Source organism: Mycobacterium sp. (genome assembly GCF_049281135.1).
In the GTDB taxonomy this organism is placed as follows: Bacteria; Actinomycetota; Actinomycetes; order Mycobacteriales; family Mycobacteriaceae; genus Mycobacterium.
Map to the genome: position 1 here is coordinate 1 of NZ_JBAPRN010000475.1, position 17355 is coordinate 17355.

Here is a 17355-nt window from a genome sequence, read left to right on the forward strand (position 1 = left end):
CTACCAAGTGCCGGACGCCAATTTCGGGTGGTCAGCACGCGACGCCTGCTATTCCTACGGCAGTTTCGTCCTCGACGAGGACGAGGCGCTTGTCATCACTCACCGGCCCCCACCATGCCGATTCTGGAATCTGGTGGTGTGGAACCAGTTCATGGCCACGCACGGCGTCACCGACGCGCGTTGCTCGATCAACGGCCACCGCGCTGTGCCCAACGCGGACGGCACGGTCACGATCGTCATCTCCCGAGGAGTGACAGGACATCCCAATTCCCTGACCACGCTTGACTATCCCCGCGGCAACCTCGCCTTTCGGTGGTTCCTCACCGATGAGGTTCCGGTTCGGCCGGACGTGCGACGGGTCAAGCTGGTTGACGCGCCGACCAGCGTCGACGCGCCGCGCTGACTCTCCGTTGGCGGAGATACGTGGCTGTGCCTTATCGTTCAGGCGATGCCCAGAAAATTCTTAGTTTGGACAAGCATTTGTGTGGGAATCTTGACCCCCATGATGCTCCGTCGCCTCCCCTCCCTCGTCGGTGCCGCGGTAATCACCACCTGTGGCCTCAGTGCTTCGGTCTTGCCTGCCGCAGCTATACCCTCGGCGTCCGCCCAGCCATGTCCCGACACCGAGGTGGTGTTCGCCCGCGGTACGGGTGAGGACCCGGGTGTCGGCCCCACCGGCCAAGCCTTCGTCGACGCGCTCCGAGGCCGCTTGGGCGGCAAATCGATGGACGTCTACCCGGTCAACTACCCGGCCAGCGACCAATGGTCGACCGGACTCGACGGCATCCGGGATGCCGAGTCGCACGTTATCAACGAGGCTGGCGCATGCCCCAATACGAAGATCGTGCTCGGCGGCTACTCCCAGGGCGCGGCGGTGGCGGGCTTCGTCACATCATCGGCCGTCCCCGACTCGGTGCCGCAAGATGTCGATCCGGCAACGATCCCCAAACCGCTGGACCCCAGTTTGGCCAACCACGTCGCCGCTGTTGTGCTGTTCGGCTCTCCCAATACGCGCGCGATGGAATTTCTCGGCCAGCCCAAGCTCGTTATCGGGCCGCTCTATCAATCGAAAACGATCCAGGTGTGCGCCGTCGAAGACCCGGTCTGCTCGGATGGAGTGAATTTCGCCGCGCACAACACCTACGCCGATGACGGAAGCGTGATTGCCCAAGGGGTGGATTTCGCGGCAAGCCGTCTGCAAGGAGCGGCCGTTCAACCCTCGGCACCGCAGCACGGCTTCGGCAACTGAGCTAACCGGCGATACTGACCGTCAACTCGAGTCTTTCGAGCCGGCGAACCAACAGGCTTGGGAGCCAACGCCCTACGTCGGCGACGTCGATCGCAGTGGTGCGGTCCAGTAGCCGGCGCAGCACAACTGTCGCTTCCAGGCGCGCGAGCGCCGCGCCGACGCAAAAGTGCGCTCCTTTGCCGAAGCTGATATGTCCTTTTCCGCTGGCACGGTCGAGCCGGAACTCGTCGGGTGCGTGAAAGTGAGCGGGATCCCGGTTGGCCGCACCCCACAACAGCAGCAGGCGCGATCCTGCGCGCAGCTCGGTGCCGCAGAGGAGGGTATCGACAGTGACGTGCCGATAATGGCCACGAAACGGCGGCTCATACCGCAGCGTCTCGTCGATGAAAGCTCCCAGCAGGTCTGGGTTTTCGCGGACCTGCTGCCGAATGTCGGGCCGTGTGGCCAATATCCACGCTGCGCTGCCGAGCAATGACGCGGTGGACTCGCCACCAGCGGCGAACAACGTGATCATCATCGAAAGGGCAACGACGTCGTCCAATTCGCCTGCGGCACAGGCGGCGGCGAGGTCGCCGAGCAGGTTGTCTTGCGGGTTGGCAGCAGCGCGCGCGAAATGATCGGTGATGTAGCCCCCGAGCTCCATCACCGACGCGGCGGCAGCGGCGAGCTGGTCGGCCGAGACCAGGCCTTCGAGCAGTTGGGTGCCCGCATATCCCCATTCGACAAGTTTCTCGACATCCGCTTCGGGCACACCAATCAGCCGGGCAACCACCATCATCGGCAGCCGGTTGGCCACCGCGCCCATCCATTCGATGCGTCCGGCGTGCAGTCCATCGGTCCAGAGCCGGTCGGCAGTGTCGGCGACGAAGGCTTCCAGCGCGCGGATCTTCTTCGCCGCCAGATGAGGGACCAGCAGCTTGCGGTGTAGGGCGTGTGCCGGATCGTCGGCGACGGCGAGAGCCTGCGACGGATCACCGAGGGGCGCCATGGTGAAAGGCGTGATCGTGCCGTCTGGCTGGTACACCATGGTGGCAGTCAGATTCGACGAGAACTCATCGACACGGGTGATGACGTCGACAACTGCGTCCCAACTGGACACTGCGAAGAACTCCGACTCACCGATCTGGGCGACCGCTCCAGCCGCGCGCAGCCGGTGGTACAGCGGGTAGGGATCCTGCAGGGCATCGGCGTCGAACAGCTCGATCGGATCGCAAACCGTCATTTGTCCAGGTTGAGCGGCCAACGGCGGCACCGTCAACGGTCCCGGTCGAAGTCGAAAACCGGGGGCGCAGAGGCACGGCCGGGGTGCGTCTCACGCAGCGGCCGGACCTGCGCCTACACTGAGAACAGATTCCAAGTTTTTCTCAGCCATGAGAATCAGCGGCTGGATATTCTCCGGCGTCAGGAGGCCCGGACGATGCCGAGGGACGACTGGGTGGTGGGCGGCGACCGCCGCAAGGCCGCGGCCGAGCGCATCTACGACGTGGCCACCGACCTCATCGCCCGAGAGGGGCCGGACGGCTTCGACATCGATGCATTGGCGGCGCGTGTCCACTGCTCCCGGGCCACCATCTATCGCTACGCCGGCGGCAAGGCAGAGATTCGCGATGCGGTGGTAGCCCGCTCGGCGGCCCGCATCGTCGAAACCGTGCGTGAAACTGTCGAGAATCTGCACGGGCCGGAGCGGGTCGTCACCGCGATCACGGTGGCGCTCAAGTTGATTCGGGCCGATCCATCCGGCCAACTCATGTTCAACTCGATCCGGGCCAACGACGTCGTGTGGCTCACTGGATCCCCGCTGCTGGCCGGCTTCGCCACCGAGCTCACTGGACTGACCGACCGCGACCCGCAGGCCGCGCCATGGGTAGTCCGTGTTTTGCTGTCGCTGCTGTACTGGCCCGCGGGCGATACCGCCACGGAGCGCGAGATAGTGCAACGATTCGTCGCGCCGGCATTCGCTGTGGACTAGCGTCGAGGGCGGTTTGTCGCTCGCATCCATTGACGGAGGACATCTATGGCGATCCGGGTCGCCCACGTCGGTACTGGAAACGTCGGTCGGCTGGCGTTGATACAACTCGTCACCGATCCACAGTTCGAACTCACCGGGGTGTGCGTCTCGACACCAGAGAAGGTCGGCAAGGACGCCGGCGAACTCACCGGCCTGGACGTATGCACCGGTATCACGGCGGTCAACGATCTCGATGCCTTGCTCGCGACCCGGCCGGAATGCGTCGTGTACTGCGCAATGGGCGATACTCGGCTGCCGGAGGCGATGGCGGATGTCATGCGTATTCTCGCCGCCGGCATCAACGTTGTCGGGTCATCGCCCGGGCTGCTGCAGTACCCGTGGGGAGTGATGCCGGACAAATACATCGCTCGCGTGGAAGATGCTGCCCAGCAGGGCAATTCGAGCCTATTCATCAGCGGTGTCGACCCGGGGTTCGCCAACGATCTGATCCCGTTCGCCCTCGCGAGCACCTGCCAGCGGATCGAGCAGGTGCGTTGCATGGAGATCCACGATTACGCCAGCTACGACGGCGCGGAGGTCATGCACTACATGGGCTTCGCCCGGCCTCTCGACGAGATCCCGATGCTGCTGCAGCCGGGCGTGCTCAGCATCGCCTGGGGTACGGCGATCAGACAACTGGCGGCCGGTCTGGGTCTCGAGGTCGACGAGATCACTGAGGCTTATCAACGCGAGCCGGCGCCGGAGGATTTCGATATCGCCGTGGGCCACGTCGCCAAAGGCACGTTGGCCGCGCTGCAGTTCGAGATTCGCGGCATGGTCAAGGGGCATCCGGCGATCGTCATCGAGCACATCACCCGGTTGCGGCCGGACCTGCGACCCGATTGGCAGCAACCCGCTTCGGGTGGCGGTTCGTATCGTGTCGAGATCACCGGCGAGCCGTCATACGCGGTCGACATCGTTCCAAGCAGCCGCTACGGCGACCACAATCAGGCGGCGATCGCAGGTGCCGCCGGCCGGATCGTCAACGCCATTCCGGCTGTGCTTGCGGCGCCGCCCGGGATCCGGACCACGTTGGATCTGCCGTTTATCACCGGGAGCGGGCTGTATGCGCGCGAAGGCGTCGTCGCGGTCTAGCTGAAAGATACTGCTAAGCAGGATCTTTCGTACTACCGGAATACTTGCCGGGCCGTGCCGTTCCAACTGAAGTGGGCTACTGGTGCTTGTTAAACCAGCTGACTGACGGCGGACCACGTCACCGTGGGATACCGTTGCCGTTACCTAGAGTAAGGAGCACGGTGCAATGAGGATCCCCCAGACGGTGATGGCCACGGCAGCCGTCGTGACGACGCTGGTGGGGATGTCGGTTACCGGTTGCAGCAGCCAACCGAAGTCGTCGACGCCGACCTCGGGATCTGGCGCCCCTACCCACGCTCCGATCGAGGACTACACCCAGCTGCTGATCAAGGCGAGTGACATCAATGCACCCGATGCGTTTACCGCCGGTCCGGCGACCAAAGATCCAAATGGCCAAAAAGGTGCATTGATCACGTTCACTGATCAAGACCACAGCCACACGATCATCGACACCATTCAGAACCTGCCGGACGCCGAGGCCACGCGCGCGGCGATGGATTCGGCCAAGGCGCTGCATCGCGAAACTCTCCGCACCAAGGCGTTGAATGCCGAAGTCGGGGTTGGCGGCGTGACGATTTCCGGATTGCCGCAGGACCACTCCAAGGGTGTGACGGTGTTGCTGTTCACCCAGGGGAACGCGATGGTCACCCTGGAGTTCGAAGGCCCGTCCTTCGCGCTGGCACCGCCGGAATTCGTGACCGACGTCGGCCAGAAGCAAGATGATGCGATCAAAAAAGGCTTAGGTGGCTGAAAATCAACAAGTTTCGCGGGCACCAGCCAGCAGCGCCCGGGCGCTGTTGACGCACGGCAGCAACCGGTCGTAAGCGCTGACGCCGGCCTCGGCACGGGAACGCATCGGTATCTCCAAGCCGACGACGCGATCATCCGGTAGCGCCGCGAGCATGCCGGCCAGCGGCAACTCCCCCTCGCCGGGCGTCATCCGTTCGTACATGGCTTCCTCGGCGTAATACTTCATCCTGGCCCGCAGTGTGGTATCGCTCAACTGGATATAACCGATGCGTTGAGCAGGCACCGACCGAAGATCGTCGGCAGTGGCGCCGAAGCGTGCCACGTGCATCGTGTCGATGAGCAGGCTGATCTCGTCTCTGTCGACGTACTCGACGGCGGCCAGGGCCGACGGTAGGTCTGCGATGCTAAGGCCGACAACGGGTTCGACGCATGTGGCGATACCCCGTTCGGCGGCCAGTGCGGTCAGCGCGGCCAGCTCGTCGAAGGTGCGTGCTCGATCCGGCTCCAAGCTGACGGTGTTGATCCGCGGGATCCGCAGCTCGGCCATGATGTCGAGATCGTCGGCGTAGGAGCGAACGTCGACGCCCGGTGCAATGAGCAGACCCTCCCCCAGCGAGATCGACACGTCGTGGTCTTCCATGGCCGCGAGCAGGTCCTGACGCAGTCGAGGATCGTCGCGCAACGAATACGGTTGGTAATCCAGAGCTTTGATGGGAGCAAAACCGACCATCCCGGTCGTGATGTAGCGGCAGCCCAGATCGGCGACCAGCTGGACGAATTCGATTGGAGGCATGCCGAAGACGCTGAGCATCTCGATGCCGAGCCTGTCCATGCCGGCGCGCCCGCTCAGCCGCCCACCATGGCGAGGCCGCCGTCAACCGGGATGAGCTGGCCGGTGATGAATCCGGCCCCCTCGCTGGCAAGGAACACCAACACCGGCCCTAAGTCGCTGGCGGGATCGCCGAGCTTGCCGCCCAACGGGATGGACAACTTCATCTGCTGGTCGATGAACGCGGCGGCGTCCGGGCCCAGGAAGTTCCGCAGCCGGTCCGCGCCTGGTGTTTGCACCGCAGGCGCCAGCGCATTGACGGTGACCCGGTCGGCGCCCCACGCTTTGGCCGCCGAGCGGGTCCAGGCTTGAACGGCGCCCTTGGTGGCGGCATACACCGCTGAGATGGGACTACCCATCACCGCCTCAGCAGACCCGAAATTGATGATGTGTCCCCCGTTTTCGCGCATTACCGCGTGCGCGGCCTGATTAGTCAGAATCGTTGCTTTGACGTTGGTTGCCAGCAGAAAGTCGATCTCATCGCTGGTGATACTGCCCGGCACTCCCGATTGCCACAGGCCGGCGGCGTTGACGAGCACATCCACGCCGCCGAGTTCCCGCACGGCGCTACCGAACGCGGCATCGACCGAGTCGGCGTCTCGAACATCGCACTGCACCCACGTGACCGCCGGTGCGTCGTCGGCGGGGGCGGTGTTGTGATACGTCGCGGCCAGCCGCGCTCCGGCGGTGTGCAGTACGCGTACCGCGGCGGCGCCGATTCCGGTGGCACCGCCGGTGACCAGGATGCGGCGTCCAGCCAGCGATGGTTGCGGTACCGTCATGGCCGCGGAGTCTATCGGTCTGCAGACAACGAAGTCAGGTAACCGACCATGTATTCGATGCGTTTTGACATGCGCGCCCCCGACTTTGGCGCGTCACCGGCCGAGCTGTATGGGGCGGCCGTCGATATGTGCGAGTGGGCCGAGACGCGGGGCTGCCTGGCGGCGGTCATCTGCGAGCATCACAGTTCGCCCGACGGTTATCTGCCGACGCCGTTGATTCTGGGTAGCGCCGTCGCTGCGCGCACGAAACAGATGATGATGACGCTCATCGTCATCCTGCCCTTCTACGACCCGGTTCGGCTTGCCGAAGAGATCGCCGTGCTTGACCTGATCAGCAAGGGACGCGCGGGCTACGTGTTCGGGCTTGGTTATCGGCCCGAGGAATACCAGCATTTCGGGCTCGACCGGAAGGCCCGCGGACGAATCGCCGACGAGAAGCTCGGTCTGCTTCGCCGTCTGCTGGCCGGCGAGGTGGTGGAGCAGGACGGCCGGCGAATCAAGGTGACGCCGCTGCCGTTCTCTCCGCAAGGACCGCTAATGATGTGGGGCGGAGGCAGTTTGGCGGCTGCGCGACGGGCCGGTCGCTACGGGCTGGGCTATCTCGCGCAGGGCGACGCGCCCGGTTCGCAGCAGGCCTACGAAGAGGCGTGTCGTGCACATGGTCATGAGCCGGGCATGACCCTGCTGCCCAATCGCGACACACCCAGCGTGTGTTTCGTGGCCCCGGACGTCGACGTGGCCTGGCAGGAGCTCGGCGAGCACCTGCTGCACGACGCGCGCATGTATGCCGAATGGAATCCCGACAACCAAACATCCGCGGGTATCGCCGATGTCGGCGATGTCGAGGAATTACGGGCAACGTCGCGCACGCACCGAATCTTCACCGCCGACGAGGCCATCACCTATGTCCGCGGTGGCGGCATGCTCACGCTTGCGCCCTTGTGCGGCGGCATCGCACCCGACGTTGCCTGGAAGTACCTACGGTACGTCGACGAAGCGGTGATGCCCGCGCTGCGGACCGCCGACGACTAGCGCTGAGCAACGCTTGACGCTCACCCTCTGGAATGTCTGCTGACATAGAAAATCATGCCCACAGCGGGCAACGTGCCGAATGCGAAAATGGCGAATTGCCATACCCAGATCTTGGCTTTGCCTCCGAGGTCGATGGTGTGGAGGACCTCGTCGCCGTCGGGTGCTTTCGCCACGCAGCCGCGGGTCTTGGCCCACCAATCGAAATGCTCGAGCTGACAGCCGTGGCTATTCACCCAGGTGTGACATTCCTGGCCGACGCCCCAAAATCCGTAGACAATCGCTCCGCAGGCACCAATCAATAAAGCGACCAGCGCAATCCCCCACAGCACCATCCACCATCGAGTGGGCACCTCAGAACGACTCTGGATCCCGCTGCACTTCGAGTGGCACGGGATGCTGGTACAAGCGCGACGCGTTCTCCCAGGTGAACTTGCGGATCAGCTCCGGTGACAGGTCGCCGATTTGTTCGTGCACCGTCGCCTGGGTGTGCGGCCACGTCGAATCACAGTGCGGGTAATCGGCTTCCAGCATGATGTTGTCCGCGCCGATGCGGTCGTGCTGCACGAAAGAAGACTTGTCTTCCACCGCGCAGAACCAGAAGTTGCGGGTGAACACCTCCGCCGGAGTCAGGGCCTCCCCCAGCGCCGCCCAGGTGCCGTACATCGCGTGGTAGCTCAGCATGTGGTCGAGGCGATCCAATAACCCCGCCACCCAACCGATTCCGCCCTCGGACAAACAAATCTTGAGATCGGGGAATCTGCTCGGCAATCCGGAGTACAGCCAGTCGACCGCCGCCGAGATGGCGTAGGCGAAGAACAGCACGCCCTGGACATCCGGTGGCGCATCGTCGGTGGTCGACGGCGACGAACCCGACGATCCGATGTGCAGGTTCACCACCGTGCCGGTTTCGGCGCACGCGGCCATCATCGGATCCCAATGGCCAGTGTGGATGCTCGGCAGCCCCAGCATCGACGGGTTTTCGCTGAACGTAACGGCATGAAAGCCACGTGCGGCGTTTTCGCGGATCATCTCCGCGCCCAGTTCAGGATCCAGCAGCCAGGGCAGCTGGCACGGAATGATCCGACCCGGGTGCGAACCAGCCCAGACGTCGTGGTGCCAGTCGTTCCATGCGCGCACCGCAGCCAACGCAAGGTCGCGATCGTTGGTCACCTGCTGCAGTCGCTGACCCGCGAAACCGGGCAGGAACGAGGGAAAGTTCAGCGAGGCGTAGATCCCGTTGAGGTCCATGTCCCTGACACGCTCGTTGATATCCCATGCGCCCCTGCGCATCTCATCGAAGCGAACCGGCTCGAAGCCGTACTCCGACACCGGCCGGCCGACGACGGCGTTGAAGCCGACATTCGGCAGTACCTGATCGTCATAGATCCAGGTCTGGCCGCCGTCGGCAGTGTCAACCACTTTCGGGGCGCGATCAGCGAACCGTTGCGGCAGACGGCCGGTGAACGTGTCCGGGGGCTCGACGATGTGGTCGTCGACGGAGATCAGCGTGTAGCGGCGCGGTGCCCTCGGCGGATCAGGCAGAAATGTGACCGATCGGTCGTCGCCGGTCTTGGCGGTGGTGAAGCTCAGGTTGGCGGCGAGCTCGTCGATCGATTTCATCGCAATTCACTCAGTTCAAAACGGTGGGATCGGCTTTGATGGTCAGTCGGGCGGCCCCCGCCCAGTACACGTCGGCCGCTCGTTCGATCAGCGATCGCTGCATGCCCGCCATGTCCGGCCAGTTCATCTGCACGGGTTCCTTGCCGGTGAGCATCACGTCGTAGGCCAGCTTGCAGACTCGCTCGATCGACGCGGCGCGGTAGACGGCCTCGGCCAGGTTGCGGCCGGTGGCGATGACGCCGTGGTTGGCCAGAATCGTCAGGTTCGCCCCACCGATGCGGGCCGCGAGATCGGCTGCACGCGTGGCGCTGTCGATCTCCCCGTCGTATGAAGCGACCAGGCACAGGTCATCGAGGAACAGTGAGCCGGTTTGATGCACCAGCTCGGGCAATCTGCCCAGCGCCGCGAGCACACACACGTAGTAGGGGTGATTGTGAATGACCACTCGCGCGTCTTCACGGACCCGGTGCAGTTCGGTATGAATGTGGATCGCGGGAGTGACATCCCAGCGGCCGCGGATCACCCGCGCATCGGCGTCGACTACGCAGATGTCCGAGGCGGTCAGCTCCTGCCACCACAGTCCCCACGGGTTGACGAACATGTCGGTCTGTCCGTCGGGTTGCCAGGTGATGTGTCCGGCCAGATTCTCGGCGAACCCGATACCGGCCAGGTGACGGAACGCCACCGCGAGCGCCTGCTCGTCCGAAAGGTCGACTCCGATCGGCGGTACCACCGACGGCGCCCACACCTCCAGGCCACCTCGCCGCGCGTTAGGGGTGGTCATGGCTGGCCTCCGTCCTAGCTTTGATGTCCGCGCGCAGCGCGCCTTTGGCGATCTTGCCGCCCGACGATCGCGGTAACTGGTCGACCACGATGAGTCGCTCCGGAAGCAGCTCCTTGGAAACGCCTGCCGCGAGGAGGTACTGGACGAGGTCGGTCAGGTTGATCGTCTGCGAGCCGACGAGTTCGGTATACAGGCAGACTTTTTCGCCGAACACCGGATCGGGCATTGCGACCGCCGCCGCGACCGCGATCGCGGGGTGCGTGGTGGCCGCGTCTTCGACGGCAGATGCGCTGATGTTCTTTCCGCCGCGCAGGATGAAATCCGATGTCCGGCCGGTGACGCTCAGGTAGCCCTCGGCGTCGATTTCGCAGATGTCGCCCATGCGCATCCAGCCGTCACGGGTGAACAGCTGCTCGTGGTCGGTGCCCCCGAGATACCCGAGGCTGGTTGCGGGACCGCGACACGCGGGTTGACCCTTGCCGGTCTCGGTGACGTCTCGGTCGACGTCGAAAAGGCGGACCGACATCTCGGGAACGATCCGTCCGGCCGTGCGCAACCGGCGCTCCTGCGAGTCGTTCACTGTCGTGGCGCTGAGCAGCCCGGTCTCATTCGACCCATAGAACTGCAGAATCGTTGCCCCGGTCAGCGTTTCGAATTCAGCGGACGGCCGGTACGGCAACGATTCCCCGCCGGTGAAAACGACGCGCAGCGAACTCAGGTCGTTGTCACGCGAAGCGCGGTCGGCCATCAGCATCGTCAGTTGTGTACTGACGCAACACAACACAGTGACCCGGTGTTCAGCGATCGCCTCGCACGTTGCACTGGCACTGAAGCGGTCCAAAATCACCGCGGTGGCGCCCAGATAGATCGGGCTGGTGTGGCTGGTCCAGATTCCGAACCCAAAAGGCATCGGGATGACCGGCAGGAAGACATCGTCAGGTGTCAGCTGCCCGTTGGCGACGGCCTGCTGATGAAAGTAATGCCAACGATTCTGGGTGTGCACCACACACTTGGGCAGCCCGGTAGTCCCGGACGTCGAGTTGATCAGAAACACGTCGTCGGCTTCGAGCGCGTCCTCGACCGGCACTGCCGAGGGCCCTGCATCGATGCTCAAGCGCGGACCCCGGCCGCTGTTCTCCAGTATCAGTGTCGGCATCGAGAGTTCGTTGATAGCCGTCTGGGTGGCGGCGGCGCTGCGCTGGCCGTCACTGATCAGCAGCTTGGGCCGCGCGTTGCGCAGTATCGCGGCAACTTCGCGGGTGCCGGCACGGGCGCCGATACCGACAACGACGGCGCCACAACGTTCCACGGCGACGAACAGCAGGTGGATAGCCGCGGAGTCGGCGTGCCACACCGCGACTCGATCACCTCGGGCAATGCCGACCCCGGCCAACTGCTCAGCGAGAGCGGTTGCCGCAGCGTCGAATTCACGCCAGGAGAACGACTGGCCAGGGTGATCGATGTAGGCGATGCAATCCGGGCGCTGCTCGGCGTTGCGGGCGACCGCGTCGGACAGCGTCACGTCCGACCACCAGCCCGCGGCGCGATAGCGGGCCGACTCCTGGTCAGTGAATGCCGGCGAGCTCACAGTATCGAGGCCGCCGGTGCTCATCATCCGATGATATGGCGCTGGTTCGCCCTTGCCATTGGCATTCGTCGACTTGAGACGGGGATCGGCCGATGTCAGGCATCCTGACGCTTATGAACGGATTGCTGAACGACCGGATCGCGGTGGTGACCGGCGGTGGTGGCGGCATCGGCGCGGCGACCGCGCGGTTGTTCGCAGACCACGGCGCCCAGGTCATCATCGCCGATATCGACCCCGAGCTCGCCCAGCTGACCGCCGAGCAGATCACGGCTTCCGGCGGGTCGGCGTTCGCGGCGGTGACCGACGTCCGCGACGCCGGTCAGGTCGCCGACCTGGCGCGATCGGTACTGGAGCGTCATGGTCGGGTGGACGTGCTGGTGAACAATGTCGGTCACTGGCTGCGCCACCCCGGCAACTTCGTCGACACCGATCCGCAGCTGTGGGACGACCTCTACCGGGTCAACTTGCATCACGTTTTCCTGGTCACCCATGCTTTCCTGCCCGCGATGATCGGTCGAGGTAGCGGCGCGATCGTCAACGTCTCGTCGGTCGAAGGTCTGCGCGGCTATCCGGAAGATCCGGTCTACGCCGCCTTCAAGGCCGCGGTCATCCACTTCACCCGCAGCCTGGCGGTCCAGGTCGGCCGCGACGGCGTCCGCGTCAATGCGATCGGGCCCGACGTCACCGAATCGCTGCAGGTGCCCTACTCGCAGTGGCTTTCCGCAGAAGAGCAGGCGCAATGGCCGCAGTGGGTGCCGGTCGCGCGGATGGGCCTGCCCCAGGATCAGGCCCAGGTGATCCTGTTCTTGGCATCTGACCTGTCGGCGTTCGTCACCGGTCACACGATCCCGACCGACGGTGGCACCGGCGCCGCGGGCGGATGGTTCCGCTCGTCGCGAAGACCCGACCGGGAATGGACGAATCGACCCGTTGCGCCCTAGCGCCTCAGGTGGTCAGCTCGGCTGACGTAGCGGCAGACCGGCCGCACGGTAGATGCCGTCGATGACGGTCATGTTCTCGACCGCATCCTCAGGCGTGGTCTTCACCGGTTCGCCGCGTAGCACCGCCGCGGCGAACGCATCGAGCTGATACGCGTAGGACGGGCGACGAGGAAAACGCTCGACACGTTTGCCCTTGGGCGAGCGAATGGACAGCCGGTTGACGAATTGTGGAGTCACCGGATTGAACAGCTTCAGCTCGCCGCGGTCGCCGACCACCCGAGCGCTGATCTCCAGCAGGCGCGCCGACCACATCGAGCAGCGGACCTGGCCGCTGTGACCCGCGGCGAACCGCAGCTCCGCCGTCATCGCCCGGTCGATCTGAGGATCGCGGAGTTTGGCGTGGGCCGAGATCACTTCCGGCGTTGACCCGCCGAACGTGCGGACGATGTGGACCGCGTAACAGCCCGCGTCCATCAACGCGCCACCGGCGAGCGGGTAGTTGTAACGGATGTCGGAGAACTTCGGCAGCGGGAAGCACAAGGCCGCCTCGACTCGCTGCAGCTTTCCTATTACGCCCGAGGCGATGATCTGCTCGGTACGTAACGTCATCGGGTGGTAGCGGTAGTGAAATGCTTCCATCACGACCCGGTCCGACTTCGCCGCCAGGTCGGCGATCTCACGGGCTTCGTCGGCGTTTGCGGTGAACGGCTTCTCGCACAGCACGTGCTTACCGGCGTCCAGCGCGGCTCGAGTCCATTTGCCGTGCAAGCCGTTCGGCAGTGGGTTGTACACCGCGTCGATGTCGGGGTCGGCGAGCAGCGCCTCGTAGCTTTCGTGAACGTGTGCAATGCCGTGTTTGGCAGCAAATGCCCGAGCGCGTGAGCCGTCACGTGCCGCCACCGCAGCCACCACAACGTCGGCGTTGTCCTTCGCCGGATTGATGAGCGCCGATGGCGCGATGCGCGCCGCGCCGAGCACGCCGACTCGTATTGATTTTTCATGTTCAGGCACGGACCGAAGCTAACACTTGCGTGTACAACCGGCACGCGAAACATAGTAATCCTCAGTTTGTTTCGTGGAATCAGCGCGTGCAATCACGCCGCTCCGAGCTGAATTTTTCTCAGCCAGTCCACTTGATTTATTAATGTCGCACGCAGAAAGTGCGCATACCGTCGCCCTATGTCTGCGGTCGGTGAACTGGTGCGGTTCCCGCCGGCTCGTCGGGGGGCGCCGCCACCATTGCGCTGTCCACGCGGCCATCTGATGCGGGCCGACAGAATAGTGGCGCATAGCGCCGCCTGCTCGTGCGGACGACACCAAACATGGCGATGTCATTGCGGTGCAATGACATACGAGCCCGCCATTGGCACAACATGCGATCTGCCCCGCCGGGCCATTGCCGGCGAGACGGGTCCATTCCGGATGCCTTGATCGTGAGTGCCGAGTAGTGGACGCGGATGGCAATTGACGGATGCGCCAAAAGACTCAAGCCGTAAACGACATGTCAAACTCTCGTAAAGAAGCCTCGACATCTCTCGCCGATTGGCAACTGGACTGCGTACATTTTCCATATCGGATTGTCGGGCCCCGCAGCCCGTCCCGCCCAAGGAGAAGAGCATGACCGTTGAGTCGCGACTCCAAGATGAAATGCGCAGCTGCGCCGTCGAGTTGCGCCAACTTGCTTATACGCTCCAGAACGGGGTCGGCGAGCACGATCTACTTCGCCTATCGGAACGAATGCGCGCCGCGGCTGACCAAGGGATCCGCAGCGGGGCCTAGTTTCGTTAAGCGCCAGGCGGTTTCGGAGAGTCACCCTCGCCGGGCGTCTTGGAAGACTGGCCGTCGTCGGGCGTCAATTGCTTCGGGCAGTACGAGTTGGCGGCGAGGACGATGAACTGTTTCGCGCCGCTCCCGGAGAAGGAATTAAGTTCTACCAGCTTTTTTTCGATGTCGGGTTCGGAAGTTCCTTTGTCGGCCATGTCACAGACGTTCTTGGCCACCGCGACCGCTTGACCCCCGTCTTTATAGGTGAGCCCTGCGTTGGTGATTTGTTTGAGGAAATCCCCGTCTTTGTTGTCGGACGGAGCGTCGGGGTCGGCATATACGGGCGCCGCCATACCGATCATGGAGGCGACGCTGAGCAGCATCAGCAGACGTTTCATAGTTCCCAAGTCTTCCAAAATTGCGACCGTTGCGCAGCCCGCCTCCGAACATCTCAGCCAGCGAACAACACAAGTTCAGACTGCGTTAACGGCGATGTTAACGACGATGTGGCCCGCCCGACGCCTTCGCCTCGCTACTCGGATTCGTGGTCGCGTTCGGCGTCGGCCACCGTCAACGGCAACGCCAACTCCTCGAGCGGACGTTGTTCGGCAGCGACACCGAGCCACAGCTCCACCAGGCCCGCAACGGCCATCACCGCCGCGCCGATCAGGAACGACCACATTACTTGGCTGCGCTCGCCGGACTCGATCAGCTGGCCGAACAGCAGCGGCCCGCTGATGCCGCCGATCCCGGTGCCGACGGCGTAGAAGAACGCGATCGCCAACGCCCTGGTCTCCATCGGGAAGATCTCGCTGACCGTCAGGTAGGCAGCGCTGGCGCCCGCCGAAGCCAGAAAGAACGTCGCGGCGAGCACGCCGATGAAGGTCCAGACGCCACCGGTCTGGTTGACGAACAGAACCGCAAGGACGACTGCTACAACAGCCGAGCCGATATACGACAAGGCGATCATCGGCTTGCGACCGACGGTGTCGAAGAACCGTCCGAGCACCAGCGGCCCGAAAAAGTTGCTCAGCGCCCACAGAATGTAGAACTGCGGCACCTTGCCGGCGTCGATTCCGTAGAAGCCGCTCAGCAAGGTGCCCAGATTGAACGTCACGCCGTTGTAGAGAAACGCCTGTCCGATGAACAGCGCCAGCCCGAGGATCGCGCGCCGCGGATAGAGTGTGAAGGCGACCCGGGCGATTTCGACAAACGAGATCGTTTCGCGCTGACGGATTTTCAGCGGTTTGCCCTGCGGCTCTGGCAGCGGCTGGCCGGTTTCCCGTTCAACGTCGGCTTCGATCTCGCCGACGATCCGCTCGGCTTCTTGGTTGTGTCCGTGAATGAACAGCCAGCGCGGGCTTTCCGGAATGTTGCGCCGGACCAGCAGCACGAAGATGCCGAAGAGGGCGCCGATGCCGAACGCGAGCCGCCATCCGATGTTGGCTGGGAAGTTCGACGTGTCCAGCAGGACGAGGGCGCCGCCTGCTCCGGCGGCTGATCCCAGCCAGTATGTCCCGTTGATCACCAGATCGACGCGACCGCGCACACGCGCGGGGATCAGCTCATCGATCGCTGAGTTGATGGCCGCGTATTCCCCGCCGATGCCTGCGCCGGTGAAGAACCGAGTGAGGAAGAAAAACCAGGGCGCGAATGCGAACGCCGTAGCAACGGTCGCGGTCAAGTACACCGCGAGGGTCAGCATGAAAAGGTTGCGCCGGCCGAAGCGGTCGGTCAGGTGACCGAAGAACAACGCACCCAGACATGCTCCGGCGATGTAGATGGCCGCCGCCATCCCGATGTCGGCGGGGGTGAGTGCAATGCCGCTGCCGTGTTCGGTGAGGCGCGACGACACGTTGCCGACCATCGTGACCTCGAGCCCGTCCAGGATCCACACCCCGCCGAGGCCCACGACCACGCGCCAGTGAAACCGCGACCACGGCAGCCGATCCAGACGTGCCGGAACACGTGTCGTGATCGTTCCGGTGTGCGCGCGTCCGCTCATGCGTCTCCGTCCTCGTCAGACACCGGGGACTTCACGTGATCAAACCGGGCGGATCGGCCGCATCGGCAATGCCCGGCAGGTCGAGCTGCATCCAGGCGACGTCGTGCCAGCGGTCGTGCTTCCATTCAACGCGCCGATACAGACCGACATCCTCGAAACCCATGGATCGGTGAAATCCGTTGCTGGCCTCGTTGGGCTGAGTGATGCTGGCGAACGCTCGCCGGTAGCCGCGCTCCGCGAGCCGGCTGAAGAGTTGGGTGTACAGCTTGCGGCCTCCTCCACAGCGATGATGATCACCGGCGACGTAGAGGCCGGTCTGGACCGACCACTGGAAGGCCGGATGGAGATTGAAGGCATGCGCGTACGCGAATCCGATTGTCTGGTCGCCGCTTTCGAGCACCAGCCAGGCGTGGGTATTGGCGGCCGCCGTGATGCGCTCAGCCATCGCGTCGATGGTGGGGACATCGAGTTCCCAACTCACCGCGGAGTTCTCGACGTAGGGGCGGTAGATCGCTAGGCAGCCGGCCGCATCCTGCGAGCTGGCTCCGCGCACCCGGGGGCTGATCGCTGGCATGTCGTCAGTCTTGCAGTCGGGCCGTTGGAGCTGTGCGGCCCTCGACGAGCGGCCGGATCCTGCCCTCGATGTTAGGTTCGAACCGCGGAGCAAAGGAGTGGGATGTGAGTACGTATTTCTGGGGCCTGCTCGCGTTGATCGCGCTGGCTGTGACATTTCTGCTGTTGTCGATCGGAACCATCTACGTGCGGCGGTTGGAGGCGGAACCCAAGCTGCCGTTCAGCGAGGAAATCCGAGCGGCGCCGCGAGTCATCAAGAAGCTGCGTAAGCGCGAAACCATGACGCGAGAAGAGTTCGAGTACGCGCAGCGTATTGTCGCCATCCGCGGCAATCC

The 17355-nt window shown here is 64.0% G+C and carries 17 protein-coding genes and 2 pseudogenes; 8 read left to right on the forward strand and 11 right to left on the reverse strand.

Annotated elements, in window-relative coordinates:
* Together WAN02_RS18975 and WAN02_RS18980 are read left to right on the forward strand one after the other, a co-directional pair.
* Window positions 1-403 (forward strand): annotated as a pseudogene (locus WAN02_RS18975) (hypothetical protein); the annotation flags it as partial.
* Window positions 404-505: 102 nt separating this feature from the next.
* A complete protein-coding gene (locus WAN02_RS18980; protein WP_422265800.1) occupies window positions 506-1249 on the forward strand; it encodes a cutinase family protein in 744 nt (247 codons plus the stop codon).
* 1 nt (window position 1250) lies between these two features.
* Here WAN02_RS18980 and WAN02_RS18985 read toward each other — a convergent pair whose 3' ends face one another.
* Window positions 1251-2471, reverse strand: a complete 1221-nt coding sequence (locus WAN02_RS18985) for a cytochrome P450 (RefSeq protein WP_422265785.1) — start codon at window positions 2469-2471, stop codon at window positions 1251-1253.
* A gap of 195 nt (window positions 2472-2666) precedes the next feature.
* Between WAN02_RS18985 and WAN02_RS18990 the strand changes: the two genes are divergently transcribed.
* The 3 genes from WAN02_RS18990 (at window position 2667) to WAN02_RS19000 (ending at window position 5103) form a co-directional block, all read left to right on the forward strand.
* Window positions 2667-3218 (forward strand): TetR/AcrR family transcriptional regulator, encoded by a 552-nt coding sequence (locus WAN02_RS18990; protein WP_422265786.1) that lies wholly within the window; start codon window positions 2667-2669, stop codon window positions 3216-3218.
* A 45-nt stretch (window positions 3219-3263) separates the two neighbouring features.
* Window positions 3264-4352, forward strand: coding sequence for a diacylglycerol kinase (locus tag WAN02_RS18995; protein ID WP_422265787.1), 1089 nt, complete (start codon window positions 3264-3266; stop codon window positions 4350-4352).
* Between the two features lie 187 nt (window positions 4353-4539).
* A complete protein-coding gene (locus tag WAN02_RS19000) occupies window positions 4540-5103 on the forward strand; it encodes a hypothetical protein (protein WP_422265801.1) in 564 nt (187 codons plus the stop codon).
* Between the two features lie 3 nt (window positions 5104-5106).
* On the opposite strand, the gene WAN02_RS19005 is transcribed toward WAN02_RS19000, so the two are convergent.
* Together WAN02_RS19005 and WAN02_RS19010 are read right to left on the reverse strand one after the other, a co-directional pair.
* A complete protein-coding gene (locus WAN02_RS19005) occupies window positions 5107-5934 on the reverse strand; it encodes a sugar phosphate isomerase/epimerase family protein (RefSeq protein WP_422265788.1) in 828 nt (275 codons plus the stop codon).
* A 14-nt stretch (window positions 5935-5948) separates the two neighbouring features.
* A complete protein-coding gene (locus tag WAN02_RS19010; RefSeq protein WP_422265789.1) occupies window positions 5949-6713 on the reverse strand; it encodes an SDR family NAD(P)-dependent oxidoreductase in 765 nt (254 codons plus the stop codon).
* A gap of 48 nt (window positions 6714-6761) precedes the next feature.
* On the opposite strand from WAN02_RS19010, the gene WAN02_RS19015 reads away from it, so the two are divergent.
* Window positions 6762-7745, forward strand: a complete 984-nt coding sequence (locus tag WAN02_RS19015) for an LLM class flavin-dependent oxidoreductase (RefSeq protein ID WP_422265790.1) — start codon at window positions 6762-6764, stop codon at window positions 7743-7745.
* Between the two features lie 20 nt (window positions 7746-7765).
* Here WAN02_RS19015 and WAN02_RS19020 read toward each other — a convergent pair whose 3' ends face one another.
* The 4 genes from WAN02_RS19020 to WAN02_RS19035 are packed head-to-tail and all read right to left on the reverse strand — an operon-like array spanning window position 7766 to window position 11761.
* On the reverse strand, window positions 7766-8077 hold the full coding sequence (locus tag WAN02_RS19020; protein ID WP_422265791.1) for a hypothetical protein: 312 nt from the start codon (window positions 8075-8077) through the stop codon (window positions 7766-7768).
* Window positions 8078-8096: 19 nt separating this feature from the next.
* A complete protein-coding gene (locus WAN02_RS19025; protein ID WP_422265792.1) occupies window positions 8097-9365 on the reverse strand; it encodes an amidohydrolase family protein in 1269 nt (422 codons plus the stop codon).
* Window positions 9366-9375: 10 nt separating this feature from the next.
* Complete coding sequence (locus WAN02_RS19030; protein WP_422265793.1) at window positions 9376-10149, reverse strand: class II aldolase/adducin family protein; 774 nt, start codon at window positions 10147-10149, stop codon at window positions 9376-9378.
* Window positions 10136-11761 carry a class I adenylate-forming enzyme family protein gene (locus WAN02_RS19035; protein WP_422265794.1) on the reverse strand — a complete coding sequence of 542 codons (1626 nt, stop codon included), beginning with the start codon at window positions 11759-11761 and terminating at the stop codon, window positions 10136-10138. The genes WAN02_RS19030 and WAN02_RS19035 overlap by 14 nt, the downstream gene beginning before the upstream one ends.
* 89 nt (window positions 11762-11850) lie before the next feature.
* Here WAN02_RS19035 and WAN02_RS19040 point away from each other — a divergent pair, with 89 nt between their 5' ends.
* Entirely contained in the window at window positions 11851-12678 is an 828-nt protein-coding gene (locus WAN02_RS19040; protein ID WP_422265795.1) for an SDR family NAD(P)-dependent oxidoreductase, read from the forward strand.
* A gap of 12 nt (window positions 12679-12690) precedes the next feature.
* On the opposite strand, the gene WAN02_RS19045 is transcribed toward WAN02_RS19040, so the two are convergent.
* The 4 genes from WAN02_RS19045 to WAN02_RS19060 all read right to left on the reverse strand — a co-directional run bounded on the left by WAN02_RS19045 (window position 12691) and on the right by WAN02_RS19060 (window position 17021).
* Window positions 12691-13689 carry a Gfo/Idh/MocA family protein gene (locus tag WAN02_RS19045; protein ID WP_422265796.1) on the reverse strand — a complete coding sequence of 333 codons (999 nt, stop codon included), beginning with the start codon at window positions 13687-13689 and terminating at the stop codon, window positions 12691-12693.
* A 773-nt stretch (window positions 13690-14462) separates the two neighbouring features.
* Window positions 14463-14840: a DUF732 domain-containing protein gene (locus tag WAN02_RS19050; protein ID WP_422265797.1), complete on the reverse strand. Its 378-nt coding sequence runs from the start codon at window positions 14838-14840 to the stop codon at window positions 14463-14465.
* A gap of 134 nt (window positions 14841-14974) precedes the next feature.
* Entirely contained in the window at window positions 14975-16447 is a 1473-nt protein-coding gene (locus tag WAN02_RS19055; protein WP_422265798.1) for an MFS transporter, read from the reverse strand.
* Between the two features lie 31 nt (window positions 16448-16478).
* Window positions 16479-17021, reverse strand: a complete 543-nt coding sequence (locus WAN02_RS19060) for a GNAT family N-acetyltransferase (RefSeq protein ID WP_422265799.1) — start codon at window positions 17019-17021, stop codon at window positions 16479-16481.
* 104 nt (window positions 17022-17125) lie between these two features.
* On the opposite strand from WAN02_RS19060, the pseudogene WAN02_RS19065 reads away from it, so the two are divergent.
* Window positions 17126-17355 (forward strand): annotated as a pseudogene (locus WAN02_RS19065) (hypothetical protein); the annotation flags it as partial.

Bases quoted from the DNA above. Each gene is read 5' to 3' on its own strand.
- WAN02_RS18980 (WP_422265800.1), top strand. From the start codon at position 506: ATGCTCCGTCGCCTCCCCTCCCTCGTCGGTGCCGCGGTAATCACCACC.
- WAN02_RS18985 (WP_422265785.1), bottom strand. From the start codon at position 2,471: ATGACGGTTTGCGATCCGATCGAGCTGTTCGACGCCGATGCCCTGCAG.
- WAN02_RS18990 (WP_422265786.1), top strand. From the start codon at position 2,667: ATGCCGAGGGACGACTGGGTGGTGGGCGGCGACCGCCGCAAGGCCGCG.
- WAN02_RS18995 (WP_422265787.1), top strand. From the start codon at position 3,264: ATGGCGATCCGGGTCGCCCACGTCGGTACTGGAAACGTCGGTCGGCTG.
- WAN02_RS19000 (WP_422265801.1), top strand. From the start codon at position 4,540: ATGGCCACGGCAGCCGTCGTGACGACGCTGGTGGGGATGTCGGTTACC.
- WAN02_RS19005 (WP_422265788.1), bottom strand. From the start codon at position 5,934: ATGGACAGGCTCGGCATCGAGATGCTCAGCGTCTTCGGCATGCCTCCA.
- WAN02_RS19010 (WP_422265789.1), bottom strand. From the start codon at position 6,713: ATGACGGTACCGCAACCATCGCTGGCTGGACGCCGCATCCTGGTCACC.
- WAN02_RS19015 (WP_422265790.1), top strand. From the start codon at position 6,762: ATGTATTCGATGCGTTTTGACATGCGCGCCCCCGACTTTGGCGCGTCA.
- WAN02_RS19020 (WP_422265791.1), bottom strand. From the start codon at position 8,077: ATGGTGCTGTGGGGGATTGCGCTGGTCGCTTTATTGATTGGTGCCTGC.
- WAN02_RS19025 (WP_422265792.1), bottom strand. From the start codon at position 9,365: ATGAAATCGATCGACGAGCTCGCCGCCAACCTGAGCTTCACCACCGCC.
- WAN02_RS19030 (WP_422265793.1), bottom strand. From the start codon at position 10,149: ATGACCACCCCTAACGCGCGGCGAGGTGGCCTGGAGGTGTGGGCGCCG.
- WAN02_RS19035 (WP_422265794.1), bottom strand. From the start codon at position 11,761: ATGAGCACCGGCGGCCTCGATACTGTGAGCTCGCCGGCATTCACTGAC.
- WAN02_RS19040 (WP_422265795.1), top strand. From the start codon at position 11,851: ATGAACGGATTGCTGAACGACCGGATCGCGGTGGTGACCGGCGGTGGT.
- WAN02_RS19050 (WP_422265797.1), bottom strand. From the start codon at position 14,840: ATGAAACGTCTGCTGATGCTGCTCAGCGTCGCCTCCATGATCGGTATG.
- WAN02_RS19055 (WP_422265798.1), bottom strand. From the start codon at position 16,447: ATGAGCGGACGCGCGCACACCGGAACGATCACGACACGTGTTCCGGCA.
- WAN02_RS19060 (WP_422265799.1), bottom strand. From the start codon at position 17,021: ATGCCAGCGATCAGCCCCCGGGTGCGCGGAGCCAGCTCGCAGGATGCG.